This window comes from Kitasatospora sp. NPDC092286 (genome assembly GCF_044755565.1).
Taxonomy (GTDB): Bacteria; Actinomycetota; Actinomycetes; order Streptomycetales; family Streptomycetaceae; genus Kitasatospora.
The window spans coordinates 47,193-63,691 of record NZ_JBIVRD010000037.1 but is presented as its reverse complement, the minus strand read 5'-3'; the positions used below and the strand labels follow the sequence as shown (position 1 = coordinate 63,691).

The window sequence follows — 16,499 nt, the reverse complement described above, 5'->3', positions numbered from 1 at the left end:
GTGACTACGATTCATCGCTTCGGTTCGACCATCAAGGAGTACCGCGTGGAAGGATCCACCCCCGCCATGAGCCCGCCCGGAGTGCTGAGGCCCGCGAGCGTCCGGGACAGCTGGCAGGCGCTCGCCGACGGACTGCACGTGCAGCGGGTGCACCTGCACCAGGAGCAGTGGCGCCAGGCCGCGACGCTCGCGCCCGAACAGCTCGGGCTGCCCGCCGAGCTGGACCCCATCGACCTGGTGTCGAGGCCAGCCCTCGTGGTGCCGTGCGACGACGTGCTGATCCGCGCCGCCGGCCTCACGTCGTGGATCGACGTGCCGTACCGGCTCGGCCACGACCGCACCGCTGACGGTCCGCTGACCCTCGCGGTGGACGAGGTGGGCCGGATGCTGGCCGAGGATCTGGACAGCAGCCTTGAAGCGGCCGTGCACGGCGCGACCCGTTCCAGTGTCTGGTGGGTGGGGGTGCTCTCCGTCATCCACCACGAGAGCGGCCGGACCGCCTCCCTGGCGATGCTTCAGTCCGCCGTGCGGGCCGTCGCCCTCGGCGCAGGGACGCGCGTTCTGCGGGCGGCGCTTCGGTCCCGGGGCGAGGACAGCGCGGTTCTGCGCGCCGCGTACTGCCGGGCCGTCGCCGAGGTCGTCGTGCTGGAGGCGTCGCTGCCGCAGCTGCTCGGCGAGATCGGCGGGATGCGCCTCACCGACCTGGTGACCACCTCGGTGCCGTGGCGCGGCCAGTTCACCAAGTACCAGTCGGGCACCGGAGCGGGGCAGGTGGAGTAGGGATGGACCAGTATCCGTTCGTCGTGATCGAGGGCCTGGACGGCAGCGGCAAGACCACGCTGCGCAAGGGCCTGTTCAGGCTGTTCGAGACCCTGTACGGGGTGACGCCGCTGTCGGTGCTCACCACGAACTTCCTCGCCCCCGAGGTGGCCGCGGACCTGGTGGACGGCAAGTACGCGCCCGCCGAGGCCAACCGCGAGCGTTACCTGCGGGCACTGCGGGCCGACAAACAGGCCACCGTCGAGCGCCTGATCGCGCCGGCGCTGCCGCGGCGGCCGGTGGTCGCGGACCGGTGGTTGCTGTCGGAGCTCGCGTTCTTCCAGGTCAAGCACGGCCAGGACCCGCAGGACACCTACGTCGGGCTCGCCGACGCGATCGACCTGGTGCCGGACCTGACGCTCATCCTGGACGCTGCCACCGGCACCACGATGCGGCGTGCCGCCTCCCGCAGTGCGGGGGACTCGGTGCGCGACGACTGGGATGTGGACCACGTGCAGAGCTCCGTGCGCGTCACCTACCAGGAGATCACCGCCAGCCCGGCCGCGTTCCCGAAGATCGGGCCGACCGTGACGATCGACGCCAACCAGCCCCGGGCCGACGTGCTCGCGAACGCCTGGACCGCGCTGCTGGAGCGCGGCCTGACCCCCGACCTGGAAGGAAGTATCCGGTGAGCGCCGCCATGTCTGAGATATCCGCGGCCGGCCGCCTGCGGGCCGCGCTGCGTGACGCTGGCGCCTCCCGGCGGCCCGTGCAGGCGATCGGCGCGGTCAACGCCATGGCCGCGCGGGTCGCCGTCGAGGCCGGGTTCGGCGCGCTGTGGGTGTCGGGCCTGGAGGTGTCGGCTGCCTACGGGCTGGCGGACGAGAACCTGCTCGGCTCCCGGGACCTGGCCGATGTCGTCATCTCGCTTCGCCGCGTCACCGATCTGCCGGTGATCGTGGACGTCGACAACGCGGCCGGTACCGGGGCGTCGGCCGCCAGGTTCGGGTTCGACCTCCAGGCGGCCGGGGCGGCGGCCGTCTGTCTGGAGGACAGTCGCTACCCCAAGTGCAACTCGTTCTCCGAACACCGCGCCCAGGCGATGGCGGAGACGGAGGCGGTGTGCGAGCAGATCAAGGAACTCAAGGCCGCCGCCCCCGGCCTGCTATTGATCGCCCGCACGGAGACGCTGATCTGCGGCGGCGGCATGGACGACGCGCTGGCCCACGCCGCCTCCTACGAGGCGGCCGGAGCGGACGCCGTGCTCCTGCACTCCAAGGACACCACCGGTAACCAGGCGCTGGAGGTGGGCCGCCGCTGGTCCGGCGTGCCGCTGGTCACCGTCCCCACCGCCTTCCCGCACCTGGACCGCCGCCTCCTCGGGGAGGCCGGCTTCGCCCTGGCGATCTACGCCAACCAGCTGACCCGCGCCGCACTGGCCGCGATGCACAGAGCCGCCGCCGGCTTCCGCGCCACGGGCATCTTCGAGGCCTGCCAGCTCGCCGACGTCCAGGACCTCATGCGCGTCGGCGACCCCGACGCCCGCGCCTGCCTGTGACACCCCTGCTCCGACAACCAGTACGGAGGAACCCTTGAGCGACCTGCCCAGCATCAGCGTGTCGGTGAAGGCCGCGATCATCCACCAGGACCGGATCCTGCTCCTGTCCTACGACGACAGCGCGGACGGCGGCTGCTTCCACTACAACCTTCCCGGCGGCAAGGCGATCGAGGGCGAGCCGCTGCGCGAGGCGGTTGTGCGCAAGGTCCACCAGGAGAGCGGGCTGAGCGTGCGGACCGTGCGGGAGATGTTCGTCGTGGAGTACGTCCCCGGCCACTTCGGCAAGGACCTCGGCCCGCAGCACAAGACCCAGCACAACTTCCTCGCCGAGATCACTGACGGCCGCACCACGCCCCGGTTCTCCGACCCGCGCGATCCCATCCAGGTCGGCTTCGCATGGCTGCCGCTGGCCGAGCTCACCACGGTGACCCTGATCCCGCAGGTCGCCCCCGCGATCCTCGCCGCGCTCACGGACACCCGTGACGTCCTCGTGGACCGCGCCCAGACGGAGACGACGCGATGAGGGCGCCCACGGTCCTCGTCGCCAAGGGGGCGGGCGACCCGAACGCCCTGGTCCGCTGCCTCAGCCGGTACGACGTCTACGAGGTCGCCGGCCTCGACGAGCTCGGCGGCGCAGTGCGCCGCGCGGAGCTGATCGTCATCCGCTCCGGTATCCGGCTCGGCGCGGGCCAGCTGGCTACCATGCCGAAGCTGCGGCACGTCATCCGCGCGGGCTCCGGGCTCGACGGCATCGACACCGCCGTCCTGGCCGCGCGGGGGATCGGCCTGTACCGATACCCCGAGGCATCGGCCCCGGCCGTCGTCGAGTGGTGCCTCGCGGCGCTGTTGGCCCTGGCCCGACGCATCCCGCTCGGCGCCCACGGCCTGGCCCTCGGCTGTCACCTCAAGACGGCCTGCCTGGGGACGCCGGTGGTGTCGATGCGCGTGGCCGTCTGGGGCGCCGGGCCCATCGGCCGGGCCGCAGCCGCCGTGACCGAGCGATTCGGTGCGGAGGTCGCCTTCGCCGCCCGGCCCAGCATCACCGACGGCCTGCGGCAGATGCCCGCGGCTGAACTGCCCAGCTGGGCGGACGCCCACATCGTCGCGCTGCCCGCCACCGCAGAGAACATCGGGGCGTTCGGCACGGGCTTCCTCCGCTCGGCGGCGGGGCGCCGGCCCCTGCTCGTCGTCGCCGGGCGCCTGGCCACCATCGACGCCAGCGCGTGCCTGGAGGCACTTGCTGACGGCGGCCTGACCGGCCTGGCCGTCGATCCGATCGAGGCCGCCGACGCGCACCTGTTCAAGTCCGGCCCCACCCCGCTGAACCTGCTCGCCACCCCGCACATCGGGGCACAGCGCGCGGACATCCGGGCTGCCCTGGACGCCTGGGTCACCCAGACCGCCCGCGCCCTCCTGAGAGGGGAGGCGGCCCGGTGAACGCGTGGGTGGAACAGCGACTCGCGGCGGCCCGCACGGTCGCCGGGCAGCTCGCCGAGGAGTACCCGCACTCGCCGGTGTGGATGACGGGGCCCGTGGCCTGCGGGATCGCCCACGCCCGCAGCGACGTCGATCTGCGGGTGCTGTTCACCGAGGGCCCGGTGCCGGTGCTGCAGTCCCGCATCATCGACGGTATCCGCGTAGACCTGGAGGCCCAGGCCGTGGCCGAGGCCGACGAACTGCGCGGCTACCTGCGGTGCTTCCACATCCTGGGCGACGACGTCGACCTGTTCCGCACCGTGAGGCGCCGAGTTCCGGCGCTGACTGTGCTTCGGACCGCCCACGCCATGCACGGCGGGGAACAACCGGTGATGTCCGAGGCCGAGCGGGACGTCTACCGCCGGTGGGCGCTGGCCGACCGCGTCCAGCACGCGATCAGCCTGGTCGAGGACCTCGACGGCCTGTTCCAGGCCGGACTGAGTGACGCCGTGGATCTGGTCACTGGGCAACTGCACCTCGCTGTTCAACAGGCCGAGAACACCGCCGCCGGACACCCGCTCCTCGGTGACAAGTGGACCCCCGTCCTCGCCGGGGCCCCGACGCCGCCCGCGGCGTCTGTGCACCAGGCCCTGCGCCAGGCCCGCGCCCGGCTGCTGGCCGCGCTGCTGGCGGTGTGGCCCGAAACCGCCGCCCCGGACGGCCACGTGCCGGACGACTGGCTGGAGGCCGGGTGGCTGCCCCAGCGCTACAGCGACGGCTGGCGACTGAAGTTCGCCGACGACACCATCCGCCTCACCCCCGGCCAACTGGCCGCGTGGCACCAGGCGCTTCACTCCTGACCGGGCCCCGAGCCCGCCCCTCTCCTGGGAGGCACCCGATGCACCCCACCAGCCCGAACGAGCTGATCGGCCACCTGTACCGGACGCTGGACGCGTCCGAGGTCGACGCCGTCTCGCTCATCCTCAAGGTCCGCGGGGAGACCTGCGACATCGACTGCCTGCACTGCTACGAGAAGCGCAAGGAAGGCCCCGGCGGCGCACGGATCAGCGCCGACCAAGTCCAGCTCCTGCCGAACCTCTTCCCGGGCCGCCCGCTCGCCATCGAACTGCACGGCGGCGAACCCCTGACCGCCGGAAAGGAGCACATCGCCCAGCTGCTGCGGACCCTCGCCGGCATACCGCAGGTCAAGCGCCTGTCCCTGCAGACCAACGGCGTCCAGCTCGACGCCGAGTGGCTCGACCTGTTCGACGCCCACTACCCCGGCCTGGAGCTGGGGATCTCCCTGGACGGCGACCCGGAAGGCAACAGGTGGCGCGTCGGCTACGACGGCGAGGCCACCTACCCGCTCGTGGTCAAGGCCCTGGAACTGCTGGCCGAACGCGGCCGGACCTGCGGCATCATCACCACCGTCACCCCCGCGCTCCTCGGCCGGCCCGCCGAAACCCTCGACCACCTGGCCACGTTCACCGCCGTCACCTCGGTCAGCGTCGTGCCGTGCTTCGACACCGCCGTCACCCGGCCCACCACGCACACCGGCAGCCGCCGCCCGCCCAGCCGGACCCTGCAGCAGGCGGCCCTCGACCGGCCCGGCGGCCCGGCCTGGGCGATCACACCCGACCAGTACACCGACTTCGTGCTCGGCCTCACCCAGCACTGGATCACCACCGGCCTGTTCCGCCGCCTCAGGCTCTCCCCGGCCGTCCCCACCATCCGCCGACTGCGGGGCCTGGCAACATCGTTCTGCCACTTCTCCGACATGAAGTGCGACCACGTCTTCACCCTCTACCCGGGCGGCCGCCTGGGCAGCTGCGACGAACTCCCCTGGCCCCAGGCCCAACTCACCCACCTGACGCCCACCACCAGCCCGGCCGACATCACCACCGCCCAGCGCGGCTCCAACCTCCTTCGCCAGGGCAAGGGCCTCATGACCGCCTGCGTGACCTGCGACTACCGCGGCACCTGCGGCGGCGGCTGCATCGCCACCCGCTGGCGCATGAACCTCGCCGGCCACCACGACGCCTACTGCGACCACCGCATACGCCTGATCGACGGAACCGCAGCCCTCCTCGCCGACCCCGCCCACCCGGACGGCGCCTGGTGCCGGACCGCCCGCTGGCGCCCCACCCCCGTCAACCGGATGCGCGACGTCCAAACCTTCCTCGCCACCTGGGACAACCCCCAAGCCGCCCGCCACCCCGCCCAACTGGTCACCAGCGCCTTCGGCAACATCAACACCACCGGCCTGCCCGGCCCCACCGCCCAGAGCGCCGACGACCTCGACCCCGCCCACCCGCAGTGGAACGACGCGATCGAGCCCGGCATCAAACCGCTCGTCGACCACCTCACCGGCCGCTGGCACCTCGTCACCTACGACAGCTGTGAAGGCCACCACTACAACGACGGCGCCCGAAAGAGCCAGACATGCGAGGTCGGCCTCCTCCCACGCGACGGCGCCGAGTACGCCGCCACCGCCGCCGCCCTGTGCCGGGCCGCCACCCGATGCGCGCCCGCCATGCCGCCCGCCGTACGCCTCCTGGTCGCCCGCAACAACCTGACCTGCGAGACCACAGGCCGCACCCACCCGGTCCTCGACCTGCGGCTCCTGCCCACCTCCGAAACGCCCGGCGCCGCCTACTTCGCCGCGCTGGACGACGCCACCGACCAGCTCCTGGCCGCCCTCGACACCGAAGCCCCCGCCGACCAGCGCCCCTGCGCCTGCCCCCTCCCGCCCGGCACCCAGCCGGTCGCAGCCCCACAGGCCGTCGCGTGAGCCCCACACCACGGGGGCGCGCACCCCCGACCAACCCGTACGGCCCCAGCCCAACCCCGAGAAGCCCGAGCAGAGAAGGAACCGGCGATGAAGAACGACACCTGGGCCAAGGACTTCCTCGACGCCGTCGAGGAGCTCCGCGACGACGACGGGTCCGTCCGCTTCACCATGCACTCCTCCCGGGAGGGCGCCGACGACTGGCCGACCGAGCCGACCGTCCACGCCTGATCCGACGCGCTGAACCCAGCCGGGGCCAGGGCCGCAAGCCCTGGCCCCACCCCTTCCCCGCCAAGGAGACTGCGATGGACCTCAGCACCGTCTTCCGCATGCCCGCGATCCACGCCCACCACCTGGCCAAGACCCAGCGCATCCACCACGCCCTCCAACGCGGCGCCGGCCGCACCCTCATCGCGCCCGAGCCCACCGCCGCGGCCTACGCGCTCGCGCACCACGTCCTCGAAGGCGCCGAACACGCCGCCCGCACCGACAACCCCGACACCTTCGCCTGGTACACCGAGCACCCCGACGCCGGCACCGCCGACCTCGCCCCGGCGGCTCCGCTTACCGTCGCCCCCGACGAGGCGAACCTAATCACCTCACCCATCTCCGACACCCCGTACTACGTGCTCGGCCCCGCCACCCAGGCCGCCCCGGAGCACCTACAGAAACTCACCCTGAAGTCGGCCGGCCTCGCCGCCGAGCACGGCTTCGGCGAACTCGTCGACGCCCACGCCCCCATCGTGTGCCTGCTCACCGGCAAGCCGCTGGGCAGCCCCCTGCGCTCCTGGACCATCAGCCGCATGCCCGGCACCGTCTTCCTCGACTACGTCCCGGACAACCCCGTCATGGTCGCCCGCGACCTCGTCCACGAGGCCGGCCACAACTGGCTCAACGACGCCCTCACCGCCACCGCCTGCGAGATCGACAACACCCAGACTTTCTACTCACCCTGGAAGAAGACCCGCCGGCCCGCCTACGCGTTCCTCCACGGCTGCTGGTCGTTCTCCCTGGTCGCCCTCTACACCGCCGCCGTCCTGCCCACCACCAGCGGTGAGACCCACACCTTCCTCACCGCCTACCTCGACCGCCAGCGCACCCAGCTCCGCATCGTCGCCGACGACCACGAGACCGCCCTGCAGACCATCACCGACGCCACCCTCCGCGCCAGGCTGCGGACCGCCTACCGGCACGCCCTCGCCCTGTGAGGAGACGCTTCCAGCAGCCCAGCTACTGGGCGCGAACGCTGAGGGCCACCGGAATGCCGGGGGCCCTCAGCCATTTCGTCCGGTGGATCGAGCGTGGTACGTCACGTACCGCGCTCGTAGCGCACAATCGCGGCAGCCAGATCCTTCTCCAGCTCGCCGATCCACTCGCCGAAGAAGAGCGCGGTGAAGCCTCGGTCCGAGTAGTCACCCGGGCCCACCGGCGTCAGGGGCAAAGAACTCACGTACTGGCCGGCCTTGCCACTGCGAAGGTTGAGCTCTGCCCGGACCGCGTGCGGGGTGGTGCCCTCCAGCACGAGCAGCATCACGGGGTGGTTCCAGGGCGTCGGGTTCTTCGTCATTTCCTTGATCACCCAGCACCAGTGGCCGGACACCTGCTGGTATCGGCGCCGGTCCTGGCCAACGAATGTTCCGGTCGGCGAGAGTCGCATCCGGTGGAACGTCTCGCTGCGGTGGGGTAGCAGGCGCTGCGCTGCCTCCGCCAGAAGCCGGCCCAGCTTTTCCTGGTCGCGCTGCTGCTGTGTCTCCTCCTGCCGCTTCGACTCGTCCTGCAACTCTTGCTGTCGCCTCGCCTGGCTGATCGCGTCGTCAAGACCCATGGCTCTGAAGGTAGCCACCCGGGCGGCGGCGGGTACCCGGATCGCTCGAAGCCAGCTGTCCAGAGGGAGCTCCAGCTCCACGAGCACGTCTACGGCAAAGATCACGCTGAGTGAGAAGAGGGAAGAGGGCGGGCCTGCACCATCGCGGGTGCAGGCCCGCTGTGAGGCCTCCCGGGTGGTGGTGTGCGCGGCCCAGAGCGGACAAACGGACAGAATGAACGGCCCCCATAACATCACCACCGACCCCGCACCGCCCGCAGCGAAGGCCAGCGGTGCACGCCGGGTACTGCTCAGCCGCACCGGAGTCCTCAGCACTTCCGCCACGGCCATCACCGGGCTGAACGAATACGAACACGCCCTCGCCCAGTTGATCGCCCTCGGACACACGTACGAAAGCGCCGCCGAGGAACTCGGCTGCTCCATCGCTAGGGCTTCCAACACCATGTCCAGGCTGATGCACCGCCACGGCCGCAGCGACCGCACTCGCACCATCGCCGACCTCATCACCACCGGGCTGCTCGACACCACTGAGCTGCGCGCCGCGCTGCCCGACAAGCTCCCCGACCTTCCCCCGCGCATGCTCCAGGTCCTCACCCTGCTCGCCACCCACGAAGTCCGCACCGTCGCACGCCTGGCCGGTATCAGCCAGGACACCATCGGCAGCGTCATCACCCGAGCCGTCACCGCGATAGGCGCCAGCAGTCGCACCCACGCCGTCGTCACAGCCCTCCTCCTCAGCCGACCGGACCTCGCCGAATCCGGTGGCGTGCGGCGAGACTGATCGAGTACCCACGCCAGTACACCGCCGACGGCAGTCCGCCGTTGTACCTGGCCGGGACCAGTGCCGGCCGCCCGGGCTGGGAGGCCGGGCCTTGGAGCGGGCGGAGTCGCTCGGCGAGCACCGGCCGGCCCGGGAACTGTCGGACTGCACGGGGTCGCTGCGTGAGGTAGCGGAGGGCTTGGTGGGGGAGCCAGCTGGCTGCGCCGGTGGTTCCGTCGCGGTGACACCCCGCGCTTCGGTCGGCGGTTGATCTGGCGGCGGCCAAGGCGGCCAAGGCGGCCCGGGTCGGCGAGGCGCGCCCGGGCCGCGGCTTGCTACTTCGCGGCGGCCTTCAGCTTGGAGCCGGCCGTCACCTTGGTGCTGTAGCCGGCAGCGATCTCGATCGGCTCACCGGTCTGCGGATTGCGGGCCGTCCTGGCGGCGCGGTGGGTGCGCTCGAAGGTCAGGAAACCGGGGATCGTGAGCTTCTCGTCGCCCTTCCTGACGACCTCGCCGACGACCTCGGCGAACGCCGACAGCACTGCGTCGGCATCGTTCTTGGAGACCTCGGCACGGTCTGCGATTGCTGCTACGACCTCGGTACGGTTCATCGTGCTGCTCACTTTCGATCACGGAGTTGGGTTCCACCGCATGTTGCCAGATGCCTAGGACAGTCCGGTGAGCGGGAGGAACCGGCACGCCGGGCGTGACGGTACGAAAGGCCGCGTTCGATCTCTACCGAACAACGTCCTGGCAGGCCCGCTCCCGCACCCTGGACCACCTCGTCTCGCTCCTGCCATCGGATTCGGTGTCCGCGCCGATTCCGGCCAGGGTTTGCGGCATCCGGGCCGGAACCGGCGCGCACCAGCACGATGAAGCGCCGATCGGCCGAATCGTCCAACCGAGGTGGCCCTGGCTGGCAGGATGGCGGGACCGGCGTGTTGCCACCGGTGCTGGACAAGGAGAGTGCGTGGGATCACAGGTGATCAACGGTCGATTCCTGCTACTGGGAGGTAGCGCGCGAAGCGGCGGCCTGTCGGAGGTCCGCAAGGCGGTCGACACATCCAGCAGCGACAGCGACCGGCAGTTCGCTGCGGTCAAGCTGCTGAAGCGGCGCGACGACGAGATCATAAAAGTCTTCCTGGAACGAGAGACCGCCGCGCTCAAAGCCCTCGAGCACTCCCATATCGTGCGGATGCTGGACTCAGGCTGGGACCCGCTCCTGGAGCGCTACTACATCGCACTGGAGTGGGTGGAACGCAGCCTGAAGGACGATCTGCAGGCTGGCCGACCCGTCGGCTGGGACTCCTTCTTCGAGCGAATCGGCAAGTCACTGGCGAGCGCACTGGCGCACGCGCACTCCCTGAACATCGAACATCGCGACCTCAAACCGGGCAACGTGCTGCTCACCGACGCCGGAGTGTTCAAGCTCGCGGACTTCGGAATCGCCAAGATCCGCTCCAAGGTCGCCGTGAACGACGAGACCGTCGCCGAATACCGCTCCAACCTGTACTCCCCACCGGAGCAGGAGGACGCCGTCCCCTATGTCCGGGACGTGTTCGGCTACGGCGTCCTCGCCATCCAGACGCTGTCCGGCAGCAAGGCCCGCGACTACCCCGACCTCGTCCCAGCCCTGGACGAACTGGACCTCGCCACCGAATTCCGCGAGATCCTGCGATCCTGCATCGACTTCGACCCGCGGCAGCGCCCGGCATCGCCCGCGACGTCCCGGACCGCCGCACCAGCGGCCCGTCCGCGTTTGCACACCCGGCCGGAGCACAGCCGGACCCGCCCGTCGGGCCGGGCCTCCAGGACGAGGAGGAGCAGGGCGAGCCGGTCGGTGGGGGCGCCGCGGCCCGTGCGGGAGGCCAGCAGCCCGGGCGGGAGGCCAGCAGCCCGGGCGGGGTCTCGCGGCCGTCCCGGTGGTGCCAGCCCGGGCCGAAGAGCCGCTCGATGAGGCGCAGGAGCGTGGCCAGCGCGGGGCGGTCGAGGGCGAGCGGGTGGAGGCGGTCGCCCGCCCGCAGTGCCGCGATCTGCTCAGGGACTCCGACGAGCAGGCCCTGTACGGTTCCGGCCTCGCGGAACCGCTGGCGGGTGACGAGCGTGGATGCCGCTCGCTGGCGGGCGAGGGACTGGTGGACGGCGGAGGCGGACACACCGAGCCAGCGGGCGAGTTCGGGGGCGGCCGAGGTGGTGGCGCAGGTCCGGGCGAGTTCGGCCTCGACCTTGAAAGACGCGGCGGTGATCGCGCCGCACCGCTGCAGGTGGGGCCGGGCGTGCTGGACGGGTGGCTCGTGGCGGAGGTGCCGGTGGCCCGCAGGTCGGCGATGGTCTCCTCGACGGCGGTCATCGGTGCGAGGTCAGGGGGGTGGAGGGCGGGAGCGGTGCCGTCGCGCTGACCCTACGCCGCGGGCCGCCGCGCCGCCGCACCAACGAGGTACAGGCTTTCGACATTAGCGTCACCACTGCGTCGCGCAAGAACCTGGCGTCGTCATGGGCATCGCCGACCAAGCCACCCGATCGCCCAGCTGAACGATTTCGGTCATCGTCCCCATCGCATCCTCATGCTGTCGCTGTCGTGAAATGGCAGCAGCGGGCCCCGAGGTCCGGAACCCGCTGCTGCTCGTCAGTGCCCGTCCGGCATCAACCGAACGTCGGGACGATCTTCTTCTTGCCAGCCTCTGCCTTCCAGGAGATACGGGCGTCGAAGGTCTTGCCCTTGGACGAGACGAAGCCCGTGCCCTGGATGGTCTTGCCTGCCGCCAGGTCCTTGCGCTGCGCATCGGTGAAGGTCACCTGGCACCAGGACCGAGGCGGCTCGTCTCCGGAGCCGAGATCAGAGGTGATCTTCTTTGCTTTCGCGTCCCAGCTGACCCTGCAGCCGAAGGTCTTGCCCGTCCGCGCGCTGACGAAGTCGTCGATCTCCAGCGACTGGCCTGCCAGAAGCGCTGTGACCTCCGCCGGCGTGAACGTCCGGCCAGACCACTTCGTCGGCCTGTCCAGCACCTCCAGCTGGAACCCCACGAACTTGCGGCCCTTGAAGTCGCCGACACCGAGCGCACCGGTGGCCGTGAAGGGTTTGTCCTCCTTCGACCTCGCCTCGAACGAGATCGTCTCGCCCGCGAGCAGCTTCGCCACCTCGTCATCGCTGAACTTGTGGCCCGACCAGACCTTCTTGAAGGTGACCTTCTTCGGGCCACCCGGAGCGGCCTGCCACACGCCCTCGGCGCGGGCGGCGCCGACCTGCTCCTTCAGGCCCAGCTCAGCGCGCATGGACGTGGCGTTCCTCGCCATCGTGGCGATGTCCTCGCGCACCCAGTCGGCGACGACGGCCAGGCGCTCCTCGGCGGTCGCCGTCCCGGCGGCGATGTCGCGCATGTCGGCGTAGACCTTCTCGGTGAGTCCGAGATTGCCAATGCGCGTGCCGGGCAGGAGCCTCCAGCTCATCTCGCCGGCCTGCGCCAGCCTGAGCTTCCGGCCCGTCTCGGTCAGCAGCGGGTACTTCGCCCTGTCGTTGGTGACTTCCGAGTACGTCGACGTACGGGTCGCGCCCGTGCCCACGTCACGCTTTTCCAGCTGCTTCATGAGCCACTTCATCGTCGGGTGTTCGGGGCGCTTGTTCGCGCCCTCGAAGATGAACGGCTCAGCGTTCCGGCCCAGGCCCTTGCCGGACTCGTTCCCGTCGTCCTCGGCCGGGCCGTCGCCGGCGTCCGGATCGAACACGGCCTGCCAGCCGGGGCTCTTGGGCACGTTGGCGATGCCGACGAAGTCCGGGTACTTCTCCACGTGGCCCTTCTGCTGCTCGTAGAGGTAGTCCTCGGCAAGCATGGCCAGATAGCTCTTCGCGAGCATCTCGTAGATGAGCCGCCCGGCCTTGCCGTACTTGCGCTCGACCTCCTCTAGCGACGAGGGCACCTTCGGACCCGGACGGTTCGCGCCGTGAGCGCCCTGGGGCTTCACATGGGTGGAACGAGGCCGGCGGTGCGTCAGAAGCCCGGCGTCGACGCCGACCACCGAGGCGATCTTGTCGACCAGCGGCGTAAGGTCATTGAACTGCTCAGGCGTAATCGTCTTGTCCTCGGTGCGCGGGTACGAGACAACCTGGTCCTCGTACATCTTCTGGTAGGTCGAGAGCGTCAGGTTCGCCTTCACACCCTTGCCTACGAGCATCGAAGACAGGGAGGCAAGGTCGAGCAGCTTCGGCGGCGCGGTCTTCTTGTCCGCCTTGCTGTCCAGGACGACAGCGGAAGGGCCGTACTGCTGCGGCACCTGACCCTTCTGATCGAACCGCGACTCGTCCGGATTCGTGTACATGACGTCGTTCTCGTCGCGGAAGCGGTTCTGGAAGAACGGCTTCTTGACGTACGCGTCGTAGTCCTTCTGCTGGTCGCCGACGAGAGAGACCATCGCCGACTTCAGCCGGCCCTGGCGCAGCACGAGGTCCTGGCCGGACTGGCGGCCCATCGCCGTGGCGATACGGGTGAACTGCATCGAGAGGAAGTCCCACTGCGAGCGGTACATCGCCTTGCGGTAATCGCTCTCGTCCTGCATGGACTTCACAGGCCGGCGCTGCTCGAAGGCCTTCTGAATCGATGCCTTCGACTCATCCGTGAACTCCATGCGGCTGAACTGCTTGCCATGGAAGCCGAGTTCGTCGATCGCCTCCCAGAAGAGCAGGTCGCCCTCGCCGGACGGATCCAGGTCCGTGGCAATGACGATCTCGTCGCCGCGGCCGAGCGCGCTGCGCAGCGTCTTGATGACGTCCGCGACGTTCTTCTGCGGCTCGCGCTTCCACGTCAGATCATCGGGATCCCAGGGCAGATTGCTCAGGTCCCACTTCTGATAGGCGTCCGCGAGCGAGGAGTCCACCATCTTGTGCGGCTGGGCGAATTCATAGAGATGGCCCCGCAGACTCGCCACCTCATAGGCCGTGCCCTTGTAGCTGCCCTTCGTCCCGCCGAGGGCGCTGGCCATGTTCCTCGCTGCGCTCGGCTTCTCCGCCACCACGATCGCGACCATGCCTGACTCCTTCTCGTCATCGACTCGCAAGCGAGTTAAATCCTACTTGAAAGAGGTGATCGAATGGGAGTTGAATAGCTATTCAAGGAGATCCTTGGGTGGTGCTACGGGTGTGTAGAGAAAACCCGGTACTGGCGCGCTCTTCGGGCAATCACCGCTCGTCGAAAAAGGAGGAGACCCCGAGAAGAGACTTCTCGGGGCCTTCGTCTGTCGAGCGCTACTGCCGAGTCGGCATCGCCACGCCGAGCCGGACGCGGTACACCCGCAGTATCCTGCCGACGTCTCGAGCCCCTCAGGGTGCTTCAGGCCTTCCTCCAGCTCCTTCAATCGGATGGGCCGCACTCCAGCTACCTCAGCGACCTGCTTGCGCGTCGCCTGCCCCCTGAGCTTGATCAGCAGATCCGGCAGGTCTGCTGCGAGGTCCTCGAACATCCGGAACTTCTCCCGCTCGCCCATGCGCGTGTGGCCGAGGTGAATCGCGCCACAACTCTCCTCGCACCAGTACCAGCTCGTCGACGCATCTTCCCGGAGCCTCGCGGGGATCTCCTGCTCGCTCCGGTAGCGGCGCTTGAAGGCCCACGCCCCTTCACGCTGCGTCCGGCATCCGCGTGGCACGTCCTCGGGCTGCGAGGCCGGCGCGGCCATACCCGCACACTGCGGAGTGCAGTACAGGCCGAGGTACACCGGGTCCTGGGCGCGGAGGCCCAGACCCTTGCCGCACGTCTTGCAGCGCTGTCGGACGGGAAAGAGCTTCGCCTTGCCCGTCGTGGTCATCGAATCGGCCGTCCTTCCCGCTCGCGTTCAAGCTTCGACTGCTTCCTGGTCGCCTCCCGGGCCATGTCCCGGAGATAGATCGCTTCCTTGTGCGTGATCGGCGCGTCGTGGAGGTTGTGCGAGCCCCGCAGGAAGTTCTCCGTACGGTCGGCGATGGAGTACGCCAGCGCCTGCTCGACCACCGCGCCGGTCTGGCGCACCTCGCCCAACTCGTCGCGCAGCTTGCGCAACAACCCGTCCCGCTCGCGTTCAGCGGCCTCGATGTTCTTCAGGCGTGCCACCACGCTGCCCAGTAGCGGGTCGCGGGAGCGGAACAGCTCGACGGCACGCTCGGTGGCGGGATCGGTATCAAGGCGCAGGTCGAGCTGCGCCAGCAGGAACGCCGTCACCAGCGTGCCCTGGCTCAACCGCCGGCTGAACTCCCGAGCAGTGCTGTCGCTCACGCCCAGCTCACGGACTGCGGCTGCTCGCAGCTGCTCCCGCAGGGCGTTCATGATGCTCTCGGGCAGCGCCTTGATGTGCGGCTGGCTCTGCACGCCGACGAGCCGGAAGCCAGACTGGGGGAGCGTGGCGGCCTCGGCTGTACTGCCCGAACCTCCCTTCGAGGTCGCGCTCTGCGCGGCGTCCTGATGATCGGTGAACTGCAGCGATCCGGACGTTGCATGCTCGGGTTCATCCGGTGCGGCGACGACGTCATGAGCAGCGACTTCGGCTGTAGCGGCATCCTCGACGTCCGGCTGTGCCCCGGGAGCCGGAACGGCATCAGCCGCAGGGCCCGCCGGCGCACCGCCCGGGAGCACCCCGTCAGCGGTGTTCTGTCCGCCGCCGGCACCACCGCGCTGATGGGATCCGCCGGCCCGCTCGGAGTCGCCGGCGTCGGGCTCGTGGTCCGGCTCCAGGCTCGGGCGATCCGCTGCGGCTTCCACGTCGAGATCCGCCTGCGGACCTCCAACCGCGGGTTGAGAGTCGACGTCGCTGGCCTCATCGAACTGCACCTTCGGCTCAAGCGTTGCCGCCTCAGGCCCAGGCTGTGCCGCCTGGGCCTGGACACGCTTGAGCTCCTCGCTCCCACCGCGCCTGTAGGCGTCAAGGAATGACGTGTCCACCTCCATTACCTCGTTGGTAGGAGTGGTCGCCTCCAGCATCTCTGCGAAATCCCGACTCATGCGAGCTCACCGTTCTCGTCGTCCAGGAGATAGTTGTCGCCGCGGGTGAGCCCGATCAGCGAGTCGAAGCCCGTGGTGACGACGCGTTCGAGGTTCGCCGAGTTCTTCGCCAGTGCCGCAACCTGGTCGACGAGCTCGTTGAGCCGCGCGATCTCCAGGGTCGGCAGGTCGTAGTCGAGGTTCTCGCGCCGGATCTTCTCCACCACCGCCTCGGCCACGTACTCGTTCAACGAGGAGAACCCGCGCTTGTCAGCCCAGTACTCCGCCCGCTGCTTGTCGTCCGGGTCCAGCCGGATGAACATGCCCTGGCGGCCACTGCTGCTTTGCGTTGCGCCCTTCTTCGTGTCGCGCACGGACTGCGTCTTCTTCTTCAACTCCTGTGGGGCGGTCATGCGCGACTTCTCCTTGCCATGGTCGACTCATTCGATGGGGCG

Annotated in this window: 18 protein-coding genes; 12 read left to right on the top strand and 6 right to left on the bottom strand. The window is 69.8% G+C overall.

The features are described from left to right. The 9 genes from ACIQIB_RS30350 (at nucleotide 1) to ACIQIB_RS30310 (ending at nucleotide 7,729) form a co-directional block, all read left to right on the top strand. Nucleotides 1–780, top strand: coding sequence for a hypothetical protein (locus tag ACIQIB_RS30350; RefSeq protein WP_400761902.1), 780 nt, complete (start codon nucleotides 1–3; stop codon nucleotides 778–780). Between the two features lie 2 nt (nucleotides 781–782). Continuing rightward, nucleotides 783–1,451 (top strand): dTMP kinase, encoded by a 669-nt coding sequence (locus ACIQIB_RS30345; RefSeq protein ID WP_400761900.1) that lies wholly within the window; start codon nucleotides 783–785, stop codon nucleotides 1,449–1,451. Nucleotides 1,452–1,459: 8 nt separating this feature from the next. Next, the gene (locus ACIQIB_RS30340; RefSeq protein ID WP_400761898.1) at nucleotides 1,460–2,317 is read left to right on the top strand and encodes an isocitrate lyase/phosphoenolpyruvate mutase family protein; all 858 of its coding nucleotides are present in this window, start codon (nucleotides 1,460–1,462) and stop codon (nucleotides 2,315–2,317) included. A gap of 34 nt (nucleotides 2,318–2,351) precedes the next feature. Next, nucleotides 2,352–2,840: an NUDIX domain-containing protein gene (locus ACIQIB_RS30335; protein ID WP_400761896.1), complete on the top strand. Its 489-nt coding sequence runs from the start codon at nucleotides 2,352–2,354 to the stop codon at nucleotides 2,838–2,840. Beyond that, a complete protein-coding gene (locus ACIQIB_RS30330) occupies nucleotides 2,837–3,754 on the top strand; it encodes an NAD(P)-dependent oxidoreductase (protein ID WP_400761894.1) in 918 nt (305 codons plus the stop codon). Before ACIQIB_RS30335 ends, ACIQIB_RS30330 begins: the two co-directional genes overlap by 4 nt. Then, the gene (locus ACIQIB_RS30325) at nucleotides 3,751–4,593 is read left to right on the top strand and encodes a hypothetical protein (protein WP_400761892.1); all 843 of its coding nucleotides are present in this window, start codon (nucleotides 3,751–3,753) and stop codon (nucleotides 4,591–4,593) included. The genes ACIQIB_RS30330 and ACIQIB_RS30325 overlap by 4 nt, the downstream gene beginning before the upstream one ends. A 38-nt stretch (nucleotides 4,594–4,631) precedes the next feature. Next, nucleotides 4,632–6,524 (top strand): radical SAM protein, encoded by a 1,893-nt coding sequence (locus ACIQIB_RS30320; RefSeq protein ID WP_400761890.1) that lies wholly within the window; start codon nucleotides 4,632–4,634, stop codon nucleotides 6,522–6,524. Nucleotides 6,525–6,611: 87 nt separating this feature from the next. Continuing rightward, a complete protein-coding gene (locus ACIQIB_RS30315) occupies nucleotides 6,612–6,752 on the top strand; it encodes a hypothetical protein (RefSeq protein ID WP_153471719.1) in 141 nt (46 codons plus the stop codon). Between the two features lie 74 nt (nucleotides 6,753–6,826). Beyond that, nucleotides 6,827–7,729: an aKG-HExxH-type peptide beta-hydroxylase gene (locus ACIQIB_RS30310; RefSeq protein ID WP_400761888.1), complete on the top strand. Its 903-nt coding sequence runs from the start codon at nucleotides 6,827–6,829 to the stop codon at nucleotides 7,727–7,729. A 101-nt stretch (nucleotides 7,730–7,830) separates the two neighbouring features. Here the strand turns inward: ACIQIB_RS30310 and ACIQIB_RS30305 are convergent, their stop codons facing one another. Further along, entirely contained in the window at nucleotides 7,831–8,346 is a 516-nt protein-coding gene (locus ACIQIB_RS30305) for a hypothetical protein (protein WP_363631262.1), read from the bottom strand. 214 nt (nucleotides 8,347–8,560) lie between these two features. On the opposite strand from ACIQIB_RS30305, the gene ACIQIB_RS30300 reads away from it, so the two are divergent. Then, complete coding sequence (locus tag ACIQIB_RS30300) at nucleotides 8,561–9,127, top strand: hypothetical protein (protein WP_400761887.1); 567 nt, start codon at nucleotides 8,561–8,563, stop codon at nucleotides 9,125–9,127. A gap of 314 nt (nucleotides 9,128–9,441) precedes the next feature. Here ACIQIB_RS30300 and ACIQIB_RS30295 read toward each other — a convergent pair whose 3' ends face one another. Further along, on the bottom strand, nucleotides 9,442–9,717 hold the full coding sequence (locus ACIQIB_RS30295) for an HU family DNA-binding protein (protein ID WP_400761885.1): 276 nt from the start codon (nucleotides 9,715–9,717) through the stop codon (nucleotides 9,442–9,444). Nucleotides 9,718–10,076: 359 nt separating this feature from the next. On the opposite strand from ACIQIB_RS30295, the gene ACIQIB_RS30290 reads away from it, so the two are divergent. Together ACIQIB_RS30290 and ACIQIB_RS30285 are read left to right on the top strand one after the other, a co-directional pair. Next, nucleotides 10,077–11,063: a serine/threonine-protein kinase gene (locus ACIQIB_RS30290; RefSeq protein WP_400761884.1), complete on the top strand. Its 987-nt coding sequence runs from the start codon at nucleotides 10,077–10,079 to the stop codon at nucleotides 11,061–11,063. Next, nucleotides 11,029–11,505 (top strand): hypothetical protein, encoded by a 477-nt coding sequence (locus ACIQIB_RS30285; protein WP_400761882.1) that lies wholly within the window; start codon nucleotides 11,029–11,031, stop codon nucleotides 11,503–11,505. The genes ACIQIB_RS30290 and ACIQIB_RS30285 overlap by 35 nt, the downstream gene beginning before the upstream one ends. 244 nt (nucleotides 11,506–11,749) lie before the next feature. On the opposite strand, the gene ACIQIB_RS30280 is transcribed toward ACIQIB_RS30285, so the two are convergent. The 4 genes from ACIQIB_RS30280 to ACIQIB_RS30265 all read right to left on the bottom strand — a co-directional run bounded on the left by ACIQIB_RS30280 (nucleotide 11,750) and on the right by ACIQIB_RS30265 (nucleotide 16,457). Next, nucleotides 11,750–14,125 carry a DNA topoisomerase gene (locus ACIQIB_RS30280; protein ID WP_400761880.1) on the bottom strand — a complete coding sequence of 792 codons (2,376 nt, stop codon included), beginning with the start codon at nucleotides 14,123–14,125 and terminating at the stop codon, nucleotides 11,750–11,752. 78 nt (nucleotides 14,126–14,203) lie between these two features. Next, entirely contained in the window at nucleotides 14,204–14,899 is a 696-nt protein-coding gene (locus tag ACIQIB_RS30275; RefSeq protein WP_400761878.1) for a hypothetical protein, read from the bottom strand. Further along, nucleotides 14,896–16,011, bottom strand: coding sequence for a hypothetical protein (locus ACIQIB_RS30270; RefSeq protein WP_400761876.1), 1,116 nt, complete (start codon nucleotides 16,009–16,011; stop codon nucleotides 14,896–14,898). Before ACIQIB_RS30270 ends, ACIQIB_RS30275 begins: the two co-directional genes overlap by 4 nt. Before the next feature lie 50 nt (nucleotides 16,012–16,061). Further along, on the bottom strand, nucleotides 16,062–16,457 hold the full coding sequence (locus ACIQIB_RS30265; RefSeq protein ID WP_400761875.1) for a hypothetical protein: 396 nt from the start codon (nucleotides 16,455–16,457) through the stop codon (nucleotides 16,062–16,064). Between the last annotated feature and the right edge of the window lie 42 nt (nucleotides 16,458–16,499).